Origin of the sequence: Butyrivibrio sp. NATIVEDY162 (assembly GCF_045999815.1) — a bacterium.
Lineage (GTDB): Bacteria > Bacillota > Clostridia > Lachnospirales > Lachnospiraceae > Butyrivibrio.
Map to the genome: position 1 here is coordinate 2,867,727 of NZ_CP172573.1, position 17,716 is coordinate 2,885,442.

Sequence of the window (17,716 nt, forward strand, 5' to 3'; positions counted from 1 at the left end):
AAATGTTAAAAGAAGTCGCTAAGAATATTCTTATTAACAACAGAAAAAGGGGCTATCAGAATAAGGTCAAGGAATGTAAGAATGCCTATAATATCTGGGAGCACAGACAGGAAAAGCACCCCATTTTTGTATCAGGTGGGGCTGCTTCCGAAGTCACGGGGAGGCTTCAGCTGTTTACCGAGGTTGTATCCTACACTAAGGTGTGGAGGGATGCTGACCCGGCTGCTACTGCTGAAAAGATCCTGATTTTTGTGAGCCCAAAGGGAAGACTTGCAGGTCATGCAGTCGAGAATATCAGACGATATTTTGAGGCTCATCCCGAGATAAATGTAGTCTATGGTGACGAGGATGAGATGATAGGAAGAGGAAAATACGGAAAGCCGTATTTTAAGCCTGACTGGTCACCTGATACCTACCTTAATGCTTTTTATATTGGCAGTGTGTTTGCATGCAGGGCTAATACCTACGAGGCAGCAACTGCTGAATACGATAATGCTCTTAAGATGCTGGGCGGAACTACGGGAGTTAAGAAAAATTCTCCTGAAGCAGTTGGAAGAGAGGCCAGCATGCTTTCGGCGGATGTTTTGTTCTGTATGCTTGCAATAGAAGAGCGGGCATTTGCTAAAAGAGCAGATATGGAGTTCCCTATCGGACATATCGGGGAAATTCTGTTTCACAGAGATCCTGATACGGATGTGTTCTACGGAAGAGGTTTTCATAATTCCAGACATATGCTTATGAAACCTGCAACAGTGAGCATAATAATCCCTACAAAGGATCATCCGGATATTCTGTTTCAATGTCTTAAATCAATAGTAAATACGACTCATGAGAAGAATATAAAATATGAGATTGTTGTTGTTGACAACGGCAGCAGTGCATATAACCGTGTCAGATACGGCTCTTATATTAATCAGATAGATAAATCAGGCGGTCTGACTAATATATCCTATCTGTATAAGGTTGAGGATTTCAATTTTTCTCATATGTGTAATCGCGGTGCTACACGCTCAGGTGGCGAATATCTGCTTTTCCTGAACGATGACATAGAGGCTACGCAGGACGGGTGGCTAAGAGAGATGCTTTCTCAGGCACAGCTTAGACATGTAGGTGTGGTCGGTGCTAAGCTTCTTTATCCCGATACCGATCTAATACAGCATGCGGGAATAACAAATGTGAGACTTGGTCCTGTGCATAAGCTTCAAAAGATGCACGATCAGAAATCCCATTATTTTGGATTTAACAGAGGCATACATAATCTGATTGGTGCTACTGGCGCCTGCCTCATGCTTAGCAGGGAAAAATTCAATGAAGTCGGAGGTTTTCCTGAGGAGCTTCCGGTAGCTTTTAATGATGTTGATTTGTGCTATAGCGTATATCAGAAGGGCTACTATAATGTGTGCTGTAACCATATAAGCCTCTACCATCACGAATCTCTAAGCAGGGGACTTGACACTCTTGATTTAAAGAAGATGGAGCGTCTTGCGAGCGAATACGAAGTACTGATGAAGAGACACCCGGGCTTTTATAACAAGGATCCTTTTTACAGTAAGTATTTGACGGATGATGAGACTATCAGTGCGATAATACCATGTGAGGACTTCACGCCGGTGCTTGATATTCCATTCCATAGTATAAAGGTTCATGAAGACGGCTTTTTGGATGCCAGAGAAGATGCTTGTCTCAGGATTGGCGTTGAATATGCCGGAACCATGGAAAACTGGATGTACGGAGTCAGGGATGGCGAAGTGCTGGAAGGCTATTTTATAAAGGGCTACAGCTTTGTTATAGGCTCTGATAATGCATTCTTTGAGAGAAGACTGGTTTTGAGACAGGTTGAGAGATCTGATGACGGAGCAAGGCCTGCTTCATCGGTTGTGTACAGCATGCCTGTTTATACCTGGTACAGACCGGACATTAAGCTGCGTCTTCAGGATCAGATAGATGTTGATCTTACAGGATATAAGGTTAGAATAGCGCCCGGAAAGCTTGCACCAGGATATTACCAGGTGGGAATGGCAGCTCTTGATCAGACAGGTAGTTTAAAGCTGATCAACTGGGTAGCAAATTTACTTAAGGTGAAATAAGTTAATGACTGATAATACAGAATTTGATTTTAAAACAGCATATGAGAAGGAAAAGCTTAAAAGCGCAGATCTTGCGCAGAGAATAGCCGATCTTGAGGACAAGAATCAGGAGCTGGAATTTAAGCTTAACCGTATTAAAAACAATCCGATATGGAAGGCAAGCACACCTGCGAGAAATGTCATGCATTTTGTGATCCGACAAAAGGATCGCGTAAAGAATGCGGGATCAATCGGTGGTGTTATCGCAAAGCTGAAATACAAACAGATAGAAAGGAAAGCCAAGGTACACTATGGAACAGAAAGCTTTCCTACAGAAGAGAGCATTATTGCAGAGAGAAATGAAAAATTTGACAAGATGCCTCTCATAAGTATACTTGTGCCACTTTATAACACTCCCGAAAATTTTTTGAGGGACATGATAGAGTCGGTTTTGAATCAGACCTACACCAACTGGCAGCTTTGCCTGGCAGATGGATCTGATGAAGAACATGCCTATGTTGAAGCTGTTGTGGCTGAGTATAAAAAGGATAATCGTGCCAAGCTTGGAAATGCAGAAGGTTCCGGTATTATTTATCACAGACTCAAAGAAAATACAGGTATTTCCGGGAATACAAATGAATGCTTGAAGCTTGCATCAGGTGAGTATATAGGACTTCTCGATCATGATGATATCCTTCACCCTGAGGTGCTCTATTATTATGTAAAAGCCATCAATGAAGAAAATGCGGATTATCTCTATTGTGATGAAGCTACTTTTTCAGGAAAAAGTATTGATCACATGATAACCATGCATTTTAAACCGGATTATGCACCGGACAATCTCAGGGCAAACAATTATATATGCCATTTTAGTGTGTTTAAGCGCGAGCTTCTTGAGGGTACGGAGCTTTTCAGGTCAAAGTTTGACGGAAGTCAGGATCATGACATGATTCTGAGACTTACTGACAGTGCAGAGCATATAGTTCATATTCCGAGACTTCTTTATTATTGGAGATCCCATGCGGGAAGTGTGGCCTCTGACATAAGTGCCAAGAGCTATGCCATAGATGCCGCAAGAGGTGCTGTCGCCGATCATCTTAGAAGACATGGTTATGATCACTTTAAGATAACGAGCACAAGGGCTTTTGAGACTATTTTCAAGATAGCTTATGAAGTTGAGGGAATGCCAAAGATATCAGTTATTATCCCGACCTGTGAGCATTTGGAAGACTTAAAGAGATGTCTTACATCTATATATGAAAAGTCCACCTATGACAATTATGAGATTATCGTTGTTGAGAACGGCAGCAGTTCCAAAGAAATTTTGGCTTACTATGATGAGCTTAGAAACGGTGCGATGAGTTCTGTCCTTAAAATAGTTGATTACTATGAGGACAAGAATAATTTAAATCCTGATGGAACAAGGCCATCATTTAACTATTCAGCAGTAGTGAACTACGGAGTAAAGCATTCAACAGGCGATTATGTTCTTCTGCTTAATAATGATACTCAGGTCATCACTGTCAACTGGATGGAAGAGATGCTCATGTATGCACAGCGTTCAGACGTAGGTGCTGTGGGCGGAAAGTTGTATTTCCCCAACAGGAAGATTCAGCATGCAGGTATAGTACTGCGACTTGGGGCACACAGAACAGCAGGTCATTCCCATTATGGACAGGAGGGTATGAACCTGGGATATATGGGACGCCTTTGTTATGCACAGGACGTGTCTGCAGTTACAGGTGCATGCCTCATGGTTTCCAGAGCTAAATATGACGAAGTCGGCGGATTTGATGAGAGCTTTAAAGTATCGCTGAACGATGTTGATTTTTGTCTTAAATTAAGAGAAAAAGGATACCTTAATATTTTCACACCCTTTGCTGAGATGTATCATTATGAATCAGCATCCAGAGGTCTTGACCTTGAAGGTGAAAATGCGAAGCGCTATGAAGGTGAATCAGAACATTTCCGTGAGAAATGGAAAAAGGTTCTGGATAAGGGCGATCCGTATTATAATCCTAATTTCTCTTTGGATAGAAGTGATTTTTCCTTGAATGTTGAAGGTTATAGCAGTTTACGCAATGCCTGATATGATAATAGCAATGCGTGACTTGATTTTTACTGGCTGTAATGGTATTACTTAATATGATTGAGGTTTAACCTCGCTTATAAGGAGGAAGATGATGAGTGAAGCAACAAAACAGCTTGAATATTGGTTGAATGATCCTTACTTTGATGAGGATACAAAGAAAGAGCTGACAGCTATTCGCAATAATGAGGAAGAGGTTCAGGATAGATTCTATCAGGAACTTGAATTCGGTACCGGCGGATTGCGTGGGGTTATCGGGGCCGGAACTAACAGAATGAATAAATATGTTGTTCGCAAGGCTACACAGGGTCTTGCTAACTACATTAAGAAGAATGGTGGAGCTGACGGAGCAAAGAGAGGCGTGGCTATTTCTTACGATTGCCGCAGATTTTCTCCGGAGTTTGCAGATGAGACAGCAAGATGCCTCGCCGCTAACGGAATAAAGGCATATGTTTTTGATGAACTCAGACCTACACCTGAGCTTTCATTTGCTTTAAGAAAACTTAACTGCATCGCAGGTGTTATGATCACAGCAAGCCATAATCCCCCGGAATATAACGGATATAAGGCTTATTGGGAGGATGGCGCACAGGTTACACCTCCTCACGATACAGGCATCATTACAGAGGTAAAGGCTATTACTGATTATAATGATGTTAAGACAATGTCTAAGGATGATGCCATGAAGGCAGGTCTTTATGAGATCATTGGAAAAGACATCGATGATGCATACATGGTAGAGCTTAAGAAGCAGATCATTCACCTTGATGCAATCAAGGAAATGGCCGAGAAGCTTACAATTGTTTATACTCCTTTCCATGGAACAGGTCTTGTTCCTGTAAAGAGAGTTCTTGCAGAGCTTGGATTTAAGAACGTTTATATCGTTCCTGAGCAGGAGCTTCCGGATCCTGAATTTACAACATTGGATTATCCTAATCCTGAGGATCCCAAGGCATTTAAGCTTGCTCTTGAACTTGCCAAGGAAAAGGATGCGGATATTGTTCTTGCAACAGATCCCGATGCTGATCGCCTTGGAGTATATGCTAAGGATACAAAGAGCGGAGAATATATTCCTTTCACAGGAAATATGTCAGGTATGCTGATCGGCGAGTACATTCTCCGTGAGAGAAAGGCTACTGGCACAATGCCTGAGAGACCTGCGTTTGTTACAACTATTGTTACTACAAACATGGCAAGAAGAGTAGCAGAGAAGTATGGTCTTCATTACATTGAAGTACTTACAGGCTTTAAGTACATTGGTGAGCAGATAAGACTCTTTGAGGAGCACAATCAGGAATACAACTACGTATTTGGACTTGAGGAGAGCTATGGCTGCCTTGCAGGTACACATGCCCGTGATAAGGATGCTATAGTTGCAGTTATGATGCTTTGCGAAGTTGCAGCATTTTGCAAGAAGAACAACATGACACTTTGGGATGCTATGGTTGATATGTACGAGGACTATGGCTATTACAAGGAAGGTCAGTATTCAATTACCATGAAGGGAATGGAGGGTGCTAAGGAGATTGCCGCTCTTATGGATAAGCTCAGAAACAATCCGCCTAAGACCTTTGGTCAGTGGACAGTTGAGGAATTCCGTGATTATAAGACAGGTGAGACACTTAATCCTCAGACAGGAGAGAAAGGAAAGACAGGACTTCCTGAGTCAAACGTTCTTTACTTTGCTCTTGATAATGATTCATGGTGCTGCGCACGTCCTTCTGGAACAGAGCCTAAGATCAAGTTCTATATGGGCGTTAAGGGAACAAGCCTTGAAGATGCTGAAAAGAAGCAGGAAGAGCTCACTGCAGCTGTAAAAGCCATAATAGAATAACAAATAACGATTCATTTGCAGGGCTGTCAGTTTGCCTGACAGCCCTTTTGTTATAAATATGATTAATAGTATTAAAAAGACAATTTCATATGCCAGAAGAAATGGCATCGGGAATGCAGCAGTAGCTGTAATGGAGAGACTGAAAGACCAGCGAAATGATAACTATTCTTATGTGCCTCCGACTGAAGAAGAACTGGAGAAGCAGAGAAGATGGTACCGCTCGCTTTTAAATAGTGCGGATAAATCCAAGATGCTCCCGCTGATAAGCATTTTGGTGCCCTGTTACAATACTGACAGAGAATTTCTGAAAATGATGATAGAGTCTGTTAAAATGCAGACCTATGGAAAGTGGGAACTGATTCTGGCAGAAGCGCCTGTTGTGTCCAAGGGTAGAGCGTTATATCCGCTTTCTGACATAATAAACAACTATTCCGGAGTTGATGGCAGGATAAGGCATATCCGGCTTAGGTCAAATTCAGGTATAGCGGCCAATACAAATGCGGCGCTTGATGCATCCCGCGGGGATTATATGGCACTTTTGGATCATGATGATGTTCTGACACCTAATGCTCTTTGCGAAGTTGCCATTGCAGCTATTAAAAATTATCCAAGGCTTATTTATTCTGATGAAGATAAGTGCAACGCAGAAGGCGACAGATTTTTTGAGTACTACAGAAAAAAGAAATTCAACCCGGATCTCTTTTTATCAAACAATTATATTTGTCATTTTACTACTATCAGATCGGATGTCATTCATACCTGCAGATTCAGGAGTGAGTATGATGGCGCACAGGACTATGATTTGTTTTTAAGAGCAGTTGGCAGAATAATGTGGACATCGGATTATGAGAAGCAGATAGTTCATATTCCCAAGGTGCTTTATCATTGGAGAAGCCACGACAGTTCCACGTCATCAAATCCGGGAAGCAAGATGTATGCTTATGATGCAGGCAAGCGTGCTGTGGAGGATTTTTTACTTGCAAATGGTATAGACGCCACCGTAAGCCATTTAAAACATGTGGGATTTTACCGTGTCGACTATACGAATGACATTTTTATCGCACGAAAAGATATTGGTGTGGTAGGTGGAAAAATAGTTGATAAAAATGGAGCTATGGCCGGTGGAAATTACAGAGCTGATGGTAAGGTAAGATTTAACGGACTTCCAAAGGGCTTTAGCGGAGGCTTGCAACATCTTGCAGCTTTAGCGCAGGATACCGATGCTGTGGATGTAAGATGTATGAAAATCAGACCTGAACTTAAACAACTCTACAAGGAAATATTTGGTGTTTCATATAAGGATACAACTGACGGCAATAGTATCAATACAGAGAGTATAGGTACTGATGCTGAACTTAAGGAGAAGAGCATCAGATTCGGTCAGGCTGTTAGGCAGCTGGGTTACAAGGTTTTATGGGATCCTGTATATGAGACAGTGATTTGATAAAGAGGGAAATTAAACATTGAATGATAAAGTTACGATAGTAATCCCTAATTATAACGGTGCAAAATTCCTGGATCCTTGTCTTATGAGTCTGAGAAAACAGACTCTAAAGGCTAAAGTTATAATAGTGGACAACGGATCAACAGATGGTGGTATAGAAAATCTGCGTAATAATCAAAAAAAGCATGAGAACCGCTATCCGGAGTTGGAAATCTGCGAACTTCCTGAAAATACCGGATTTGCCAATGCAGTAAATGTAGGAATACAAAAGTCTGAGACTGAGTATGTTATTCTTTTAAACAACGACACCGTATCTGATGAGAGAATGACAGAGAAATTGCTGTCTTCCATTGATGGAGATGCGAAGGTTTTTTCTGTAGGAGCCAAGATGCTTCAAATGAAGGAGCCACACAATATAGATGACAGCGGTGATCTTTACTGCGCCCTTGGCTGGGCATTTTCGCCCGGAAGAGACAAGAGTAAATCTGCCTATGATAAAAGGACGGGTATTACTTCAGCCTGTGCGGGAGCAGCTATTTACAGAAGAGATGTGCTCATGGAAATAGGCGGATTTGATGAGGCACATTTTTGTTATCTTGAAGATGTTGATGTGGGTTACAGAGCCAGAATTTTCGGCTATAAAAATATGTACGAACCGGGAGCTGTTGTTTATCATGCAGGAAGTGGGACGAGTGGCTCAAGGTACAATGTATTTAAGGAAAAACTGACAGCAGGGAATAATCTGTATTTAATATACAAGAATATGCCCCTTTTGCAATTGTTAATTAACCTTCCCCTTATAATAATGGGGATTATCATTAAGCAAATTTACTTTATAAAAAAAGGACTTGGCATTGCTTATTTCAGCGGACTTGCAGGTGGAATTAAGAAGATAATAAGGAACAGTGATAAGAAGGTCAGATTTGAAGGACGCCATTTAAAAAACTATGTATGCCTTGAATTTGAGCTACTTTTTAACTGCATTCGCAGGCTTGTTGGATAAAATAAAATGTTATAGAATAATAAAGATATGATTAAGGATAATCAGAAAAATCTGAACATGCTGCATGTCGTAGGGGACGGCGCTATTGTAGCCTGCTCGTATATGCTGGCTTTTTACCTGAAATTCGAGTCACCGATTTCTAATCCTGAGGGAGGCTACCTTTCAATGGGGACATATTTTACTGCCCTCTATTTTTTGGTGCCTGCATATATGGTTCTGTATAATATGCTCAATCTCTATACGCCCAGGCGTGCTACCAGGATGAGATATGAACTGTATAATATCCTGAAGGCGAATGTGATCGGACTTATCGGCTTTTATGTTGTATTATATATGCTGCATCAGGACGATTTCTCCAGAACCATGGTAGCCATGTTTGCCGGAATAAATGTCTTTCTGATGAGTATTTCAAGGCTTTTACTTCGGAAATTCTTAAGATACATAAGAAGGAAAGGCCACAATCTCAAGCACATATTACTGGTTGGCTATTCCAGAAGCGCTGAGGGATATATCAGCAGAATTAATAATAATCCTCAATGGGGATATGTGGTTAGCGGAATACTGGATGATACGGTTCCCCTTGGGACAACCTATCACGGAGTAAAGGTAATATCCAAGATTGGAAAACTGCCTGAGCTTCTTGAGAGCAATGATTATGATGAGATCACCATAACATTGCCCCTTGACAGATATGACAGATTGGAAGAACTGGTAGATGACTGTGAGAAATCAGGTATCCACACCAAATTCATTCCGGATTATACCAGCCTATTCCCGAGTAATCCCTATACGGAAGATATACTGGGGCTTCCTGTAATTAACATAAGATATGTGCCATTAACAAATGGATTTAACGTATTTATAAAGCGTATTGTTGATATAGTGGGATCGATTTTCGGGATTATTATAGCATCTCCTGTTATGCTGCTTTCTGCAATTGCAGTTAAAATGTCCAGCCCCGGACCAATAATCTTTAAGCAGGAGAGAGTAGGCCTGCATGGACAGAGCTTTATGATGTATAAATTCAGAACAATGCAGATGCAGTCTGAAAATGACGAGAAAAAATGCTGGACCACAAAGGACGACCCCAGAGTTACAGGTGTTGGCAGATTTATGAGATCTCACAGTATAGATGAGCTCCCTCAGCTGTTTAATATTCTTATTGGGGATATGTCACTTGTGGGACCGCGTCCTGAGAGACCGCAGTTTGTTGAGAAATTCAGACAGGAAATACCCAGATATATGGTAAAGCACCAGGTTAGACCGGGACTTACCGGTTGGGCTCAGATCAATGGCTACAGAGGCGATACATCCATTAGAAAACGTATCGAATACGATATATATTATATTGAAAACTGGTCAATGGAATTTGATATCCGAATATTGATCGGAACAGTTTTTCATGGGTTTATCAACAAAAATGCCTATTAATGACTTGTGCTTGTATATTTATTATTTTTGTGGCAAAATAGGGCAGTGGAAAAACTAAAAATCAAAGGAGATTTATGATATGTCGAATCGCAGGGGTGGAAACTCAGGCAGAAGAGGCAGGAAGAAGAACGCGAAGAGAGCACTTATAATTTTTGGTGTTGAGATTGTAGTTCTCCTTATACTTCTTTTTATAGTATGGACTTTATTTGGAAGAATCAAGGTTGATAAGGTTGGCAAGGTTAATCTTGATGAGAAGAAGATTGCTGAGAGTGTGAACACCGGTGTAGAAGAGAATGAGCAGATGACCGGTTTTACCAATATAGCTCTTTTTGGTGTTGATTCACGTGAAGGTGATCTGGATAAGAATACCAGAAGCGATACCATTATGATCGCGTCAATCAACAATGCAACAGGTGATATTAAGCTTGTTTCAGTTTATAGAGATACATACCTTAACCTCAGTAATGATACTTATACTAAATGTAATGCTGCATACAAGGCAGGTGGTCCCCAGCAGGCTATTTCCATGCTCAATATGAATTTGGATATGGACATCACAGACTTTGTTACAATAGGTTTTGGTGGTCTTACAGATGTTGTTAATGAGCTCGGCGGAGTTGATATCAACATTGAGGAGAATGAGATCACTCACTTGAATAACTATCAGTCCACAATGGCTGAAGAACTTGGCATGAAGTATACACCTGTAACTCAGACAGGTATGCAGACCTTGGATGGACTTCAGGCTACTGCATATTGTCGTATCAGATATACAGCCGGAGATGATTTCAAGAGAGCTGAGAGACAGAGAACAGTCCTTATGGCTATTTTGGAAAAAGCTAAGACTGTAAATCTTACAGAACTTGAGAATGTTGCCAATAAGGTATTTGGTGAGACCTATACTTCACTTGGACTCGAGGATATTATTAAGCTTCTGGGAAATATTACAAACTATAATGTGGTTGCTAACGACGGTTTCCCGATGGCTGAGATGAGAGCCACCGGAACAGTTGGTAAGAAAGGAAGCTGCGTAATTCCTGTTGACCTTGCTTCTAATGTAAAGTGGCTTCATGAGTTCTTGTTTGAGGATACGGACTATCAGGTATCTTCCAGTGTAGAAAAGTATAGTCAGAAGATTGCTGCTGATACGGATGAGTATATTGACAGGTAATTGGTTTTGACACTTAGCCCCGGTATCAGCCGGGGCTGTTTTTATCATATAGGAAAATAAGATGTATACAGTAGACGTAATAATACCAACATATAGACCGGGACCTGAACTCTCCATGCTGATAGATGAGTTGGAGAAACAGGCTTACAGACCGGAGAAAATCATTATAATTAATACAGAAAAGCATTATCTTGTTGAAAAGAAAGATGCGATGGACACAATAAATAAATATGACAATATTATTGTCCATCACATTTCAAAAAAAGAGTTTGATCACGGCGAGACCAGGAATCTGGGCGTGAGTCTGTCTAATGCGGATTGCTTTTTGATGATCACACAGGATGCAGTTCCAAGAGATAACCAGCTTATTTCCAATCTTGTGCAGGCACTTGAAGATCCTCAGGTTGCAGCAGCGTATGCAAGGCAATATCCTAAGTCTGATTGCAATTTGGCAGAGCGTTATTCAAGAAAGTTTAATTATCCCAATGAACCCATGAAAAAGACCATTAAGGATCTTCCGAGGCTTGGGGTTAAGACTTTTTTCTGCTCCAATGTCTGCGCGATGTATAGAAGAGATGTTTTTGATAAAATTGGCGGTTTTTTGCACAGGGCCATTTTTAATGAGGACATGGTATATGCCGGAAATGCGATGTACAAAGGATATGCTATATGCTATGTGCCCGATGCCGGTGTGATTCATTCACACAATTATTCATGTGCTCAGCAGTTCCACAGGAACTTTGACCTTGGGGTATCCCAGACGGATCATCCGGAGATTTTTTCTGGGATTAAGTCTGAGACAGAAGGTAAACGAATGGTTAAAGATACCATCAGTCACTTCAGACACATTGGGAAAGCATATCTTATTCCACATTACATTGTCATGTGTGGGTTTAGATTTGTCGGATACAGAATGGGCAGAAGGTATAAGAGACTTCCCAAAGGCCTTGTTAAGGCGTGCTCCTTAAATAAAGCATATTGGGAAAAATAAACATTTTCTAGGGGGATCATTATGGAGTCCAGATTTTCGGATGGTGATATAAAAAGCTGGGAAGAAGTCAGCCTATTATATAATTCTGCTTTGAAGCAGATAAATACAAAAATTGAGATACTGAATGATGAATTTCAGGAAGTTCATAGATATAATCCGATAGAGCATATAAAATCAAGAATCAAGACACCTGAGAGCATTGTAAAAAAGCTTAGGCGTCACGGCTATGAGTCAACTTTGGTAAATATGATGAAATATATAAATGACATAGCCGGAATAAGGATTATATGCTCATTTACTTCGGATATATACAGAATTGCAGACATGATAAGCAATCAGAAGGATATTAAAGTCCTGACTATAAAGGATTACATAATGAATCCTAAGACAAGTGGCTATCGTAGCTACCATATGATAGTGGCAGTACCTGTATATCTGTCTGATCATACGGCGGAAGTAAAGGTTGAAGTACAGATACGTACCGTTGCCATGGACTTTTGGGCAAGTCTTGAGCATAAGATACAATATAAATTTGAAACAAAGGCACCTGCTAATATCAAGGCTCAGTTATTTGAGTGCGCCCGAATGGTGGCTGAACTTGATGACAGAATGTTGTCTCTTAATGAGGAAATTCAGGCGATCACTCCACAGAATGAATAAAGGTATTTCTGTGGAAGCCCCATTAATGAGGAGTGCCCAGGCACCTCTCGGCACCCGGGCTATTATGAAAAAATTTATCTATCTTTCGGAGCTACTGTTAGAGCTTCGCAAATGAACCTTTTTTCTTTGGTTCTGTTTAATTATAACAATAGAATATGAACAAAATATTAACAAAATTTAAACTAGTGGTTAATATACACAAATATGATAATGAATCAAAGGTTTTATTGTACGAACTGCATAAATGATGTAATCTAGTATTTGACTGCAAAATAAAAAAATACTAATTAGCAAGTTGAGCTCATTGATGGGAGGGGCTATGGAAAACTTAATGGGTAAATTTACAGGTAAGTTAAGCGCTCAAGAGATGATCAAGGCCAATACAGCAGCTGAGGCAGCGCATAGAGAGCAGCTTGAAAACCAGAACAGGCAGTATGAGGAAGAAATGAATGTGCTTCGTCAAAATGCCAAGACAATGGAAGGCAGACTTAATGATATCGAAGATGTGTTAAAGGATCTGAAAGCCGATAAGGCTGAGTCTGAGGTAAGCGCCCAGGAACTGGATAAAGCTATCAGAGAGCTTAGAGATAATTTAAGTGACAGAATAAATAAGAGTGACGAAGCGACACACGATGTGGGTGTTCGCATATATAGAAATGTGCAGGCATCTGTAATTGATGAACAGAAGAAACAGCTTGATGAAATAAAGCAGGATCTCAATAAGCAGATGGAAGCTATAAGAAGCGAGTTTACGGTACTTGTCAGGCAGCTCGATTCAATGCAGAGAGCCAACAGGGCTAAAAATCGTGGTATTATGCCGCTATCAATTCTGATATTAATCATAGCTGCAGCAGATTTGGTATTAATGGTTTTGAGAATTATAGGTTTGGTTTAAGAATGAAATTTTTTGGTCATAAGAAAGCGCGAATTGGTTTCATCAAAGGCACCATACTCGCTTCTTCTATGTGGATAATTTTTATATTGCCTGTTTTTTCTCCATATATAAATACAGGCGATAATATATATAAAGTGTCTCTAAACGGTGTTGAAGTAGGTACCCTTGCTTCGAAGCAGGCAGCTGAGAAATGCCTGAGGGATGCGAGAAAAAAACTGGCATCCGGAAGTGAAGAGCTTGTGCTTGCCAAAGCGGATTTGTCCCTGGAGGGAAAAGAAGTCCTGTTTGGGAAGGTTGATTCAAAAAAAACCGTAAGGGAGAACATGCTCAAGGTTTTAAACGAAAATCTTTCTTCAACTTTGGAGCGTTCATATACTGTTAAGATTAAGAAGTATTCCGTGAACTTGTCCAGCAAGGATGATGTATTTACTTTACTAGGAGAAGCACTTGGAAGATATGACACAGACCATAAGTACAAGGTCGATCTTGTGACTGATCCGACAAGAGAGGTCAATGTGCTTACTTCTCAGGTGATGTCGGTTGAGGATGTAGGAAAGGATGATGAAATAAAGCTCCCGGAGGCCGGAATTGATCAGGCGATTTCCGATGTTTTCAAAGAGATAAAACCGCTTATTGAAGAAAAGAATTTTGAAGATTATGAGCTTGGACTACAGTCAATTGATTTTGGCGACAAGGTTGAAGTAGTTGAGAGTTATTTACCGGCTTCCGAGATTTCAGATATTGCAACTGCGATAGATGAAGTGACCAAAGACCAGGAGACAAACCAGATATACGAGATCAAATCCGGAGATACACTTGGTACCATAGCTGAAGACTTCGGACTTCCGCTCGATCAACTCATTGCTATGAATGAGACCATAGAAAATGAGAATTCAACTATAAGAGCCGGCGATGAGATTATAGTTACCGTTCCCGAGCCGGAGCTTTCTGTTGTATATACGACTCAGCAATATTATGAAGAGGACTATGAAGCTGATATAATATATAAAGATAATGACTCCTGGTACACGACAAGACAGGAAGTTATCCAGGAACCGTCCGCAGGCCATAGAAAGGTTGTGGCAAAAGTCTCATATGTTAACAGTAGCGAGACCGGAAGGGATATTCAGAAGGAAGAGGTTACATATGAGGCAGTGCCCAAAATTGTTGAAAGAGGTACTTTGGTTCCGCCTACATATATCAAGCCTATTTCCGGAGGAAGATTGTCCTCAGGATTTGGAAGAAGAAGTGCACCTACCAAAGGAGCAAGTACGTTCCATAAAGGTATAGACTGGGCTACACCGGTTGGAACTGCTGTAATGGCATCCAATGCAGGCGTTGTTACAAGAGCAGGTTGGGGCAGAGGTTATGGTTATGTTGTTTATATAAGCCACTCTGACGGAAGAGAGACAAGATATGGACATTTGTCCAAGATTCTTGTTAAACCGGGACAATCTGTTTCTCAGGGGCAGAAGATAGCACTTAGTGGTAACACAGGTGTAAGTACAGGTGCGCATCTGCATTTTGAGATACTTATAAACGGATCTCAGGTTAATCCGCTCAGTTATCTGAATTAATACTGAAATAACGAGAGCGATTTTACAAATCGGTTAATTTGTGGTATAACAGAAGCCGTTATAGTTTTTTGGGGAGAAAAGTTTATCTACTTGTTAATTCACAAAGGTGTGAATATTGGAAGATTATGGAAAAATATGTGATTAAAGGTGGAACACCACTTGTAGGAGAGGTTGAGATCGGTGGAGCGAAGAATGCTGCCCTTGCTATTCTTGCAGCAGCTTCAATGACCGATGAGACTGTATATATTGATAATATGCCTGATGAGGCGGACACAAATGTAATGCTTCAGGCGATGGAAAGTATTGGCGTTATGATTAAGAGAACAGGACGCCATTCGGTTACCATCAACGCTTCTCAGGTAAGCTCTTATAAAATTGAGAACGAATTTATCAAGAAAATCAGAGCATCATACTATATGCTTGGCGCATTTCTTGGCAAATACAACAATGCACAGGTTGTATTACCGGGTGGATGCAATATAGGCTTAAGGCCTATTGACCAGCATATTAAAGGTTTTACTGCTCTTGGAGCTAATGTAGCGATTGAACATGGTATGATAAATGCCCATGCCGAAAAGCTTGTGGCTAATCATATCTATCTTGATATAGCTAGTGTCGGAGCAACTATCAACATCATGATGGCTGCATCTATGGCTGAAGGTAAAACTATTATCGAGAACGCTGCCAAGGAACCCCACGTTGTAGATTTGGCGAACTTCCTCAATAGCATGGGAGCTGATATCAAAGGTGCCGGTACAGATATTATCAGGATCAGAGGCGTGGAGAGGCTCCATGGAACAGAGTATACAATAATTCCTGACCAGATAGAGGCCGGAACATTTATGATGGCTGCGGCAGCTACTAAGGGCGACGTTACTATTAAGAATGTTATTCCCAAGCATTTGGAGTCCATAAGCGCTAAATTGATTGAGATGGGATGCCAGGTTATAGAGTCTGACGATGCAGTGCGAGTTGTAGCAACTAAGCGTACCAAGAGTGTTCATGTTAAGACGCTTCCGTACCCGGGATATCCTACAGATATGCAGCCCCAGATAACGGTTGTCCTTGGACTGGCGAGTGGTATTAGTCTCGTTACAGAGTCGCTTTTTGAGAACAGATTTAAATACGTTGACGAACTCACCAGAATGGGTGCCAACATCAAAGTGGAGGGTAGTACAGCAATTATAGAAGGTGTAGACCAGTATACAGGTGCAGAGGTTGCTGCTCCGGATTTGCGTGCAGGAGCTGCGCTTGTTATAGCAGGACTTACAGCTGAGGGCTTTACTACTGTAGAGGATATCAGATATATTGAGCGAGGCTATGAAGACTTTGATGCCAAGCTTCGCGAACTTGGTGGTCAGATACAGAAGATTGATACAGAAAAAGAACTTCAGAAGTTTAAACTCAGATTTGCATAAAAAACGCCGCATTTTGCGGCGTTTTATTTATGCAAATACTTTAACTATCAGATTGATTTACAGTATTTCCTCGATATATAACTCAGGATGCTGAGTAAGATCAAGGTAATCATTTTCAATTTTAATCGTCGGTCTTGAGAGATGATCGCGATTTATAAAGATAATCTCGCCTTCTCGACCATCATTTAAGCGAACACGGTTGAGAAGATAAGTATTAACAATATTCTGCAGGAAAGTCATTATTGCATTAGTGTCGTATTTTTGTAATCCTTCAGATTCAAACATCTCAATGGCTATGAACGGGCACAGAGGATCCCTGTATACTCTGGCGGATGTCATGGCATCATATACATCGGCTATGGATACACATTTTGCAAAGAAATCTATCTGAGGCCCCTTGAGGTGAGCGGGGTAACCGGTTCCATCACAGCGTTCATGGTGCATCAGAGCGGCATTTTTGACATGATCACTTAGGTTTAAATCTGTAAGTATCAAAAAACCCTGAGCCGGATGAGTCTGAACAACAGAGTACTCATCAGAGCTTAGCCCTGAGGGCTTGGTGATTATTTCATTCGGGATGAGCAGCTTTCCGATATCGTGCAGAAGACCGGCTTCTGTAAGAATGAGAATATCGTCGTCACTCATTTTTAGCCATTGCCCCAGAATGTTACAGATCATGGCCACGCTTATGCAGTGTACATATGTTGCGTCATCATAAGTGCGAAGACTATGCAGCATATCAAACAGATTGGATGAGCTGCTGCTTTTGCGAACAAGAGCATATATAGGTGAAATAATAGCATCTATGTCAAAATGCTCTTTATCATTTATGAGGTCTTCTATACCTGCCTTAAACTTGGATGCGCAGTCCTCAAAATCTTTTTTGAATTCTATGAATTCCTGTGTCTGACGAAGTCTTGAAGCATAAGAACGACTATTATCCTGAGGAGATATCATTTCCTCAGGTGGATCTTCAACAAGCACATTCAGGACAGAATAAAAAGAAAGCTTGGTAATTGCCTGATTATCAAGGACGCAGCCTTTAGGCAAAATGAGCTGATTATTATCATGAGCATATACATTGTCCGACAAGACCATGCCGGGAACAAGTTTCTTGGTAATTAACCTTTTCATAAA

Annotated in this window: 13 protein-coding genes; 12 read left to right on the forward strand and 1 reads right to left on the reverse strand. The window is 40.9% G+C overall.

Going from position 1 to position 17,716, the window contains the following annotated elements; genetic code table 11:
* Positions 1-2 precede the first annotated feature (2 nt).
* From ACHCNF_RS12340 to ACHCNF_RS12395, 12 genes are all read left to right on the forward strand, one after another.
* On the forward strand, positions 3-2,087 hold the full coding sequence (locus ACHCNF_RS12340) for a glycosyltransferase family 2 protein (RefSeq protein ID WP_408070092.1): 2,085 nt from the start codon (positions 3-5) through the stop codon (positions 2,085-2,087).
* A gap of 4 nt (positions 2,088-2,091) precedes the next feature.
* A complete protein-coding gene (locus ACHCNF_RS12345; RefSeq protein WP_408070093.1) occupies positions 2,092-4,155 on the forward strand; it encodes a glycosyltransferase family 2 protein in 2,064 nt (687 codons plus the stop codon).
* Positions 4,156-4,249: 94 nt separating this feature from the next.
* Positions 4,250-5,989 (forward strand): phospho-sugar mutase, encoded by a 1,740-nt coding sequence (locus ACHCNF_RS12350; RefSeq protein ID WP_408070094.1) that lies wholly within the window; start codon positions 4,250-4,252, stop codon positions 5,987-5,989.
* A 31-nt stretch (positions 5,990-6,020) separates the two neighbouring features.
* Positions 6,021-7,433: a glycosyltransferase family 2 protein gene (locus tag ACHCNF_RS12355; RefSeq protein WP_408070095.1), complete on the forward strand. Its 1,413-nt coding sequence runs from the start codon at positions 6,021-6,023 to the stop codon at positions 7,431-7,433.
* Between the two features lie 19 nt (positions 7,434-7,452).
* Entirely contained in the window at positions 7,453-8,436 is a 984-nt protein-coding gene (locus ACHCNF_RS12360; RefSeq protein ID WP_408070096.1) for a glycosyltransferase family 2 protein, read from the forward strand.
* A gap of 27 nt (positions 8,437-8,463) precedes the next feature.
* Entirely contained in the window at positions 8,464-9,867 is a 1,404-nt protein-coding gene (locus ACHCNF_RS12365; RefSeq protein WP_408070097.1) for an undecaprenyl-phosphate glucose phosphotransferase, read from the forward strand.
* 79 nt (positions 9,868-9,946) lie between these two features.
* Entirely contained in the window at positions 9,947-11,038 is a 1,092-nt protein-coding gene (locus ACHCNF_RS12370; RefSeq protein ID WP_408070098.1) for an LCP family protein, read from the forward strand.
* Positions 11,039-11,099: 61 nt separating this feature from the next.
* Positions 11,100-12,029 (forward strand): glycosyltransferase family 2 protein, encoded by a 930-nt coding sequence (locus tag ACHCNF_RS12375; protein WP_408070099.1) that lies wholly within the window; start codon positions 11,100-11,102, stop codon positions 12,027-12,029.
* 21 nt (positions 12,030-12,050) lie between these two features.
* Entirely contained in the window at positions 12,051-12,689 is a 639-nt protein-coding gene (locus tag ACHCNF_RS12380; RefSeq protein WP_408070100.1) for a GTP pyrophosphokinase, read from the forward strand.
* A 319-nt stretch (positions 12,690-13,008) separates the two neighbouring features.
* The gene (locus ACHCNF_RS12385; protein ID WP_408070101.1) at positions 13,009-13,584 is read left to right on the forward strand and encodes a hypothetical protein; all 576 of its coding nucleotides are present in this window, start codon (positions 13,009-13,011) and stop codon (positions 13,582-13,584) included.
* A gap of 86 nt (positions 13,585-13,670) precedes the next feature.
* The gene (locus ACHCNF_RS12390) at positions 13,671-15,161 is read left to right on the forward strand and encodes a LysM peptidoglycan-binding domain-containing M23 family metallopeptidase (RefSeq protein ID WP_408070102.1); all 1,491 of its coding nucleotides are present in this window, start codon (positions 13,671-13,673) and stop codon (positions 15,159-15,161) included.
* 125 nt (positions 15,162-15,286) lie between these two features.
* A complete protein-coding gene (locus ACHCNF_RS12395) occupies positions 15,287-16,579 on the forward strand; it encodes a UDP-N-acetylglucosamine 1-carboxyvinyltransferase (RefSeq protein ID WP_408070103.1) in 1,293 nt (430 codons plus the stop codon).
* Between the two features lie 57 nt (positions 16,580-16,636).
* Here the strand turns inward: ACHCNF_RS12395 and ACHCNF_RS12400 are convergent, their stop codons facing one another.
* Positions 16,637-17,713: an HD-GYP domain-containing protein gene (locus ACHCNF_RS12400; RefSeq protein ID WP_408070104.1), complete on the reverse strand. Its 1,077-nt coding sequence runs from the start codon at positions 17,711-17,713 to the stop codon at positions 16,637-16,639.
* Positions 17,714-17,716 lie beyond the last annotated feature (3 nt).

Bases quoted from the DNA above. Each gene is read 5' to 3' on its own strand.
- ACHCNF_RS12340 (WP_408070092.1), top strand. From the start codon at position 3: ATGTTAAAAGAAGTCGCTAAGAATATTCTTATTAACAACAGAAAAAGG.
- ACHCNF_RS12345 (WP_408070093.1), top strand. From the start codon at position 2,092: ATGACTGATAATACAGAATTTGATTTTAAAACAGCATATGAGAAGGAA.
- ACHCNF_RS12350 (WP_408070094.1), top strand. From the start codon at position 4,250: ATGAGTGAAGCAACAAAACAGCTTGAATATTGGTTGAATGATCCTTAC.
- ACHCNF_RS12365 (WP_408070097.1), top strand. From the start codon at position 8,464: ATGATTAAGGATAATCAGAAAAATCTGAACATGCTGCATGTCGTAGGG.
- ACHCNF_RS12370 (WP_408070098.1), top strand. From the start codon at position 9,947: ATGTCGAATCGCAGGGGTGGAAACTCAGGCAGAAGAGGCAGGAAGAAG.
- ACHCNF_RS12375 (WP_408070099.1), top strand. From the start codon at position 11,100: ATGTATACAGTAGACGTAATAATACCAACATATAGACCGGGACCTGAA.
- ACHCNF_RS12380 (WP_408070100.1), top strand. From the start codon at position 12,051: ATGGAGTCCAGATTTTCGGATGGTGATATAAAAAGCTGGGAAGAAGTC.
- ACHCNF_RS12385 (WP_408070101.1), top strand. From the start codon at position 13,009: ATGGAAAACTTAATGGGTAAATTTACAGGTAAGTTAAGCGCTCAAGAG.
- ACHCNF_RS12395 (WP_408070103.1), top strand. From the start codon at position 15,287: ATGGAAAAATATGTGATTAAAGGTGGAACACCACTTGTAGGAGAGGTT.
- ACHCNF_RS12400 (WP_408070104.1), bottom strand. From the start codon at position 17,713: ATGAAAAGGTTAATTACCAAGAAACTTGTTCCCGGCATGGTCTTGTCG.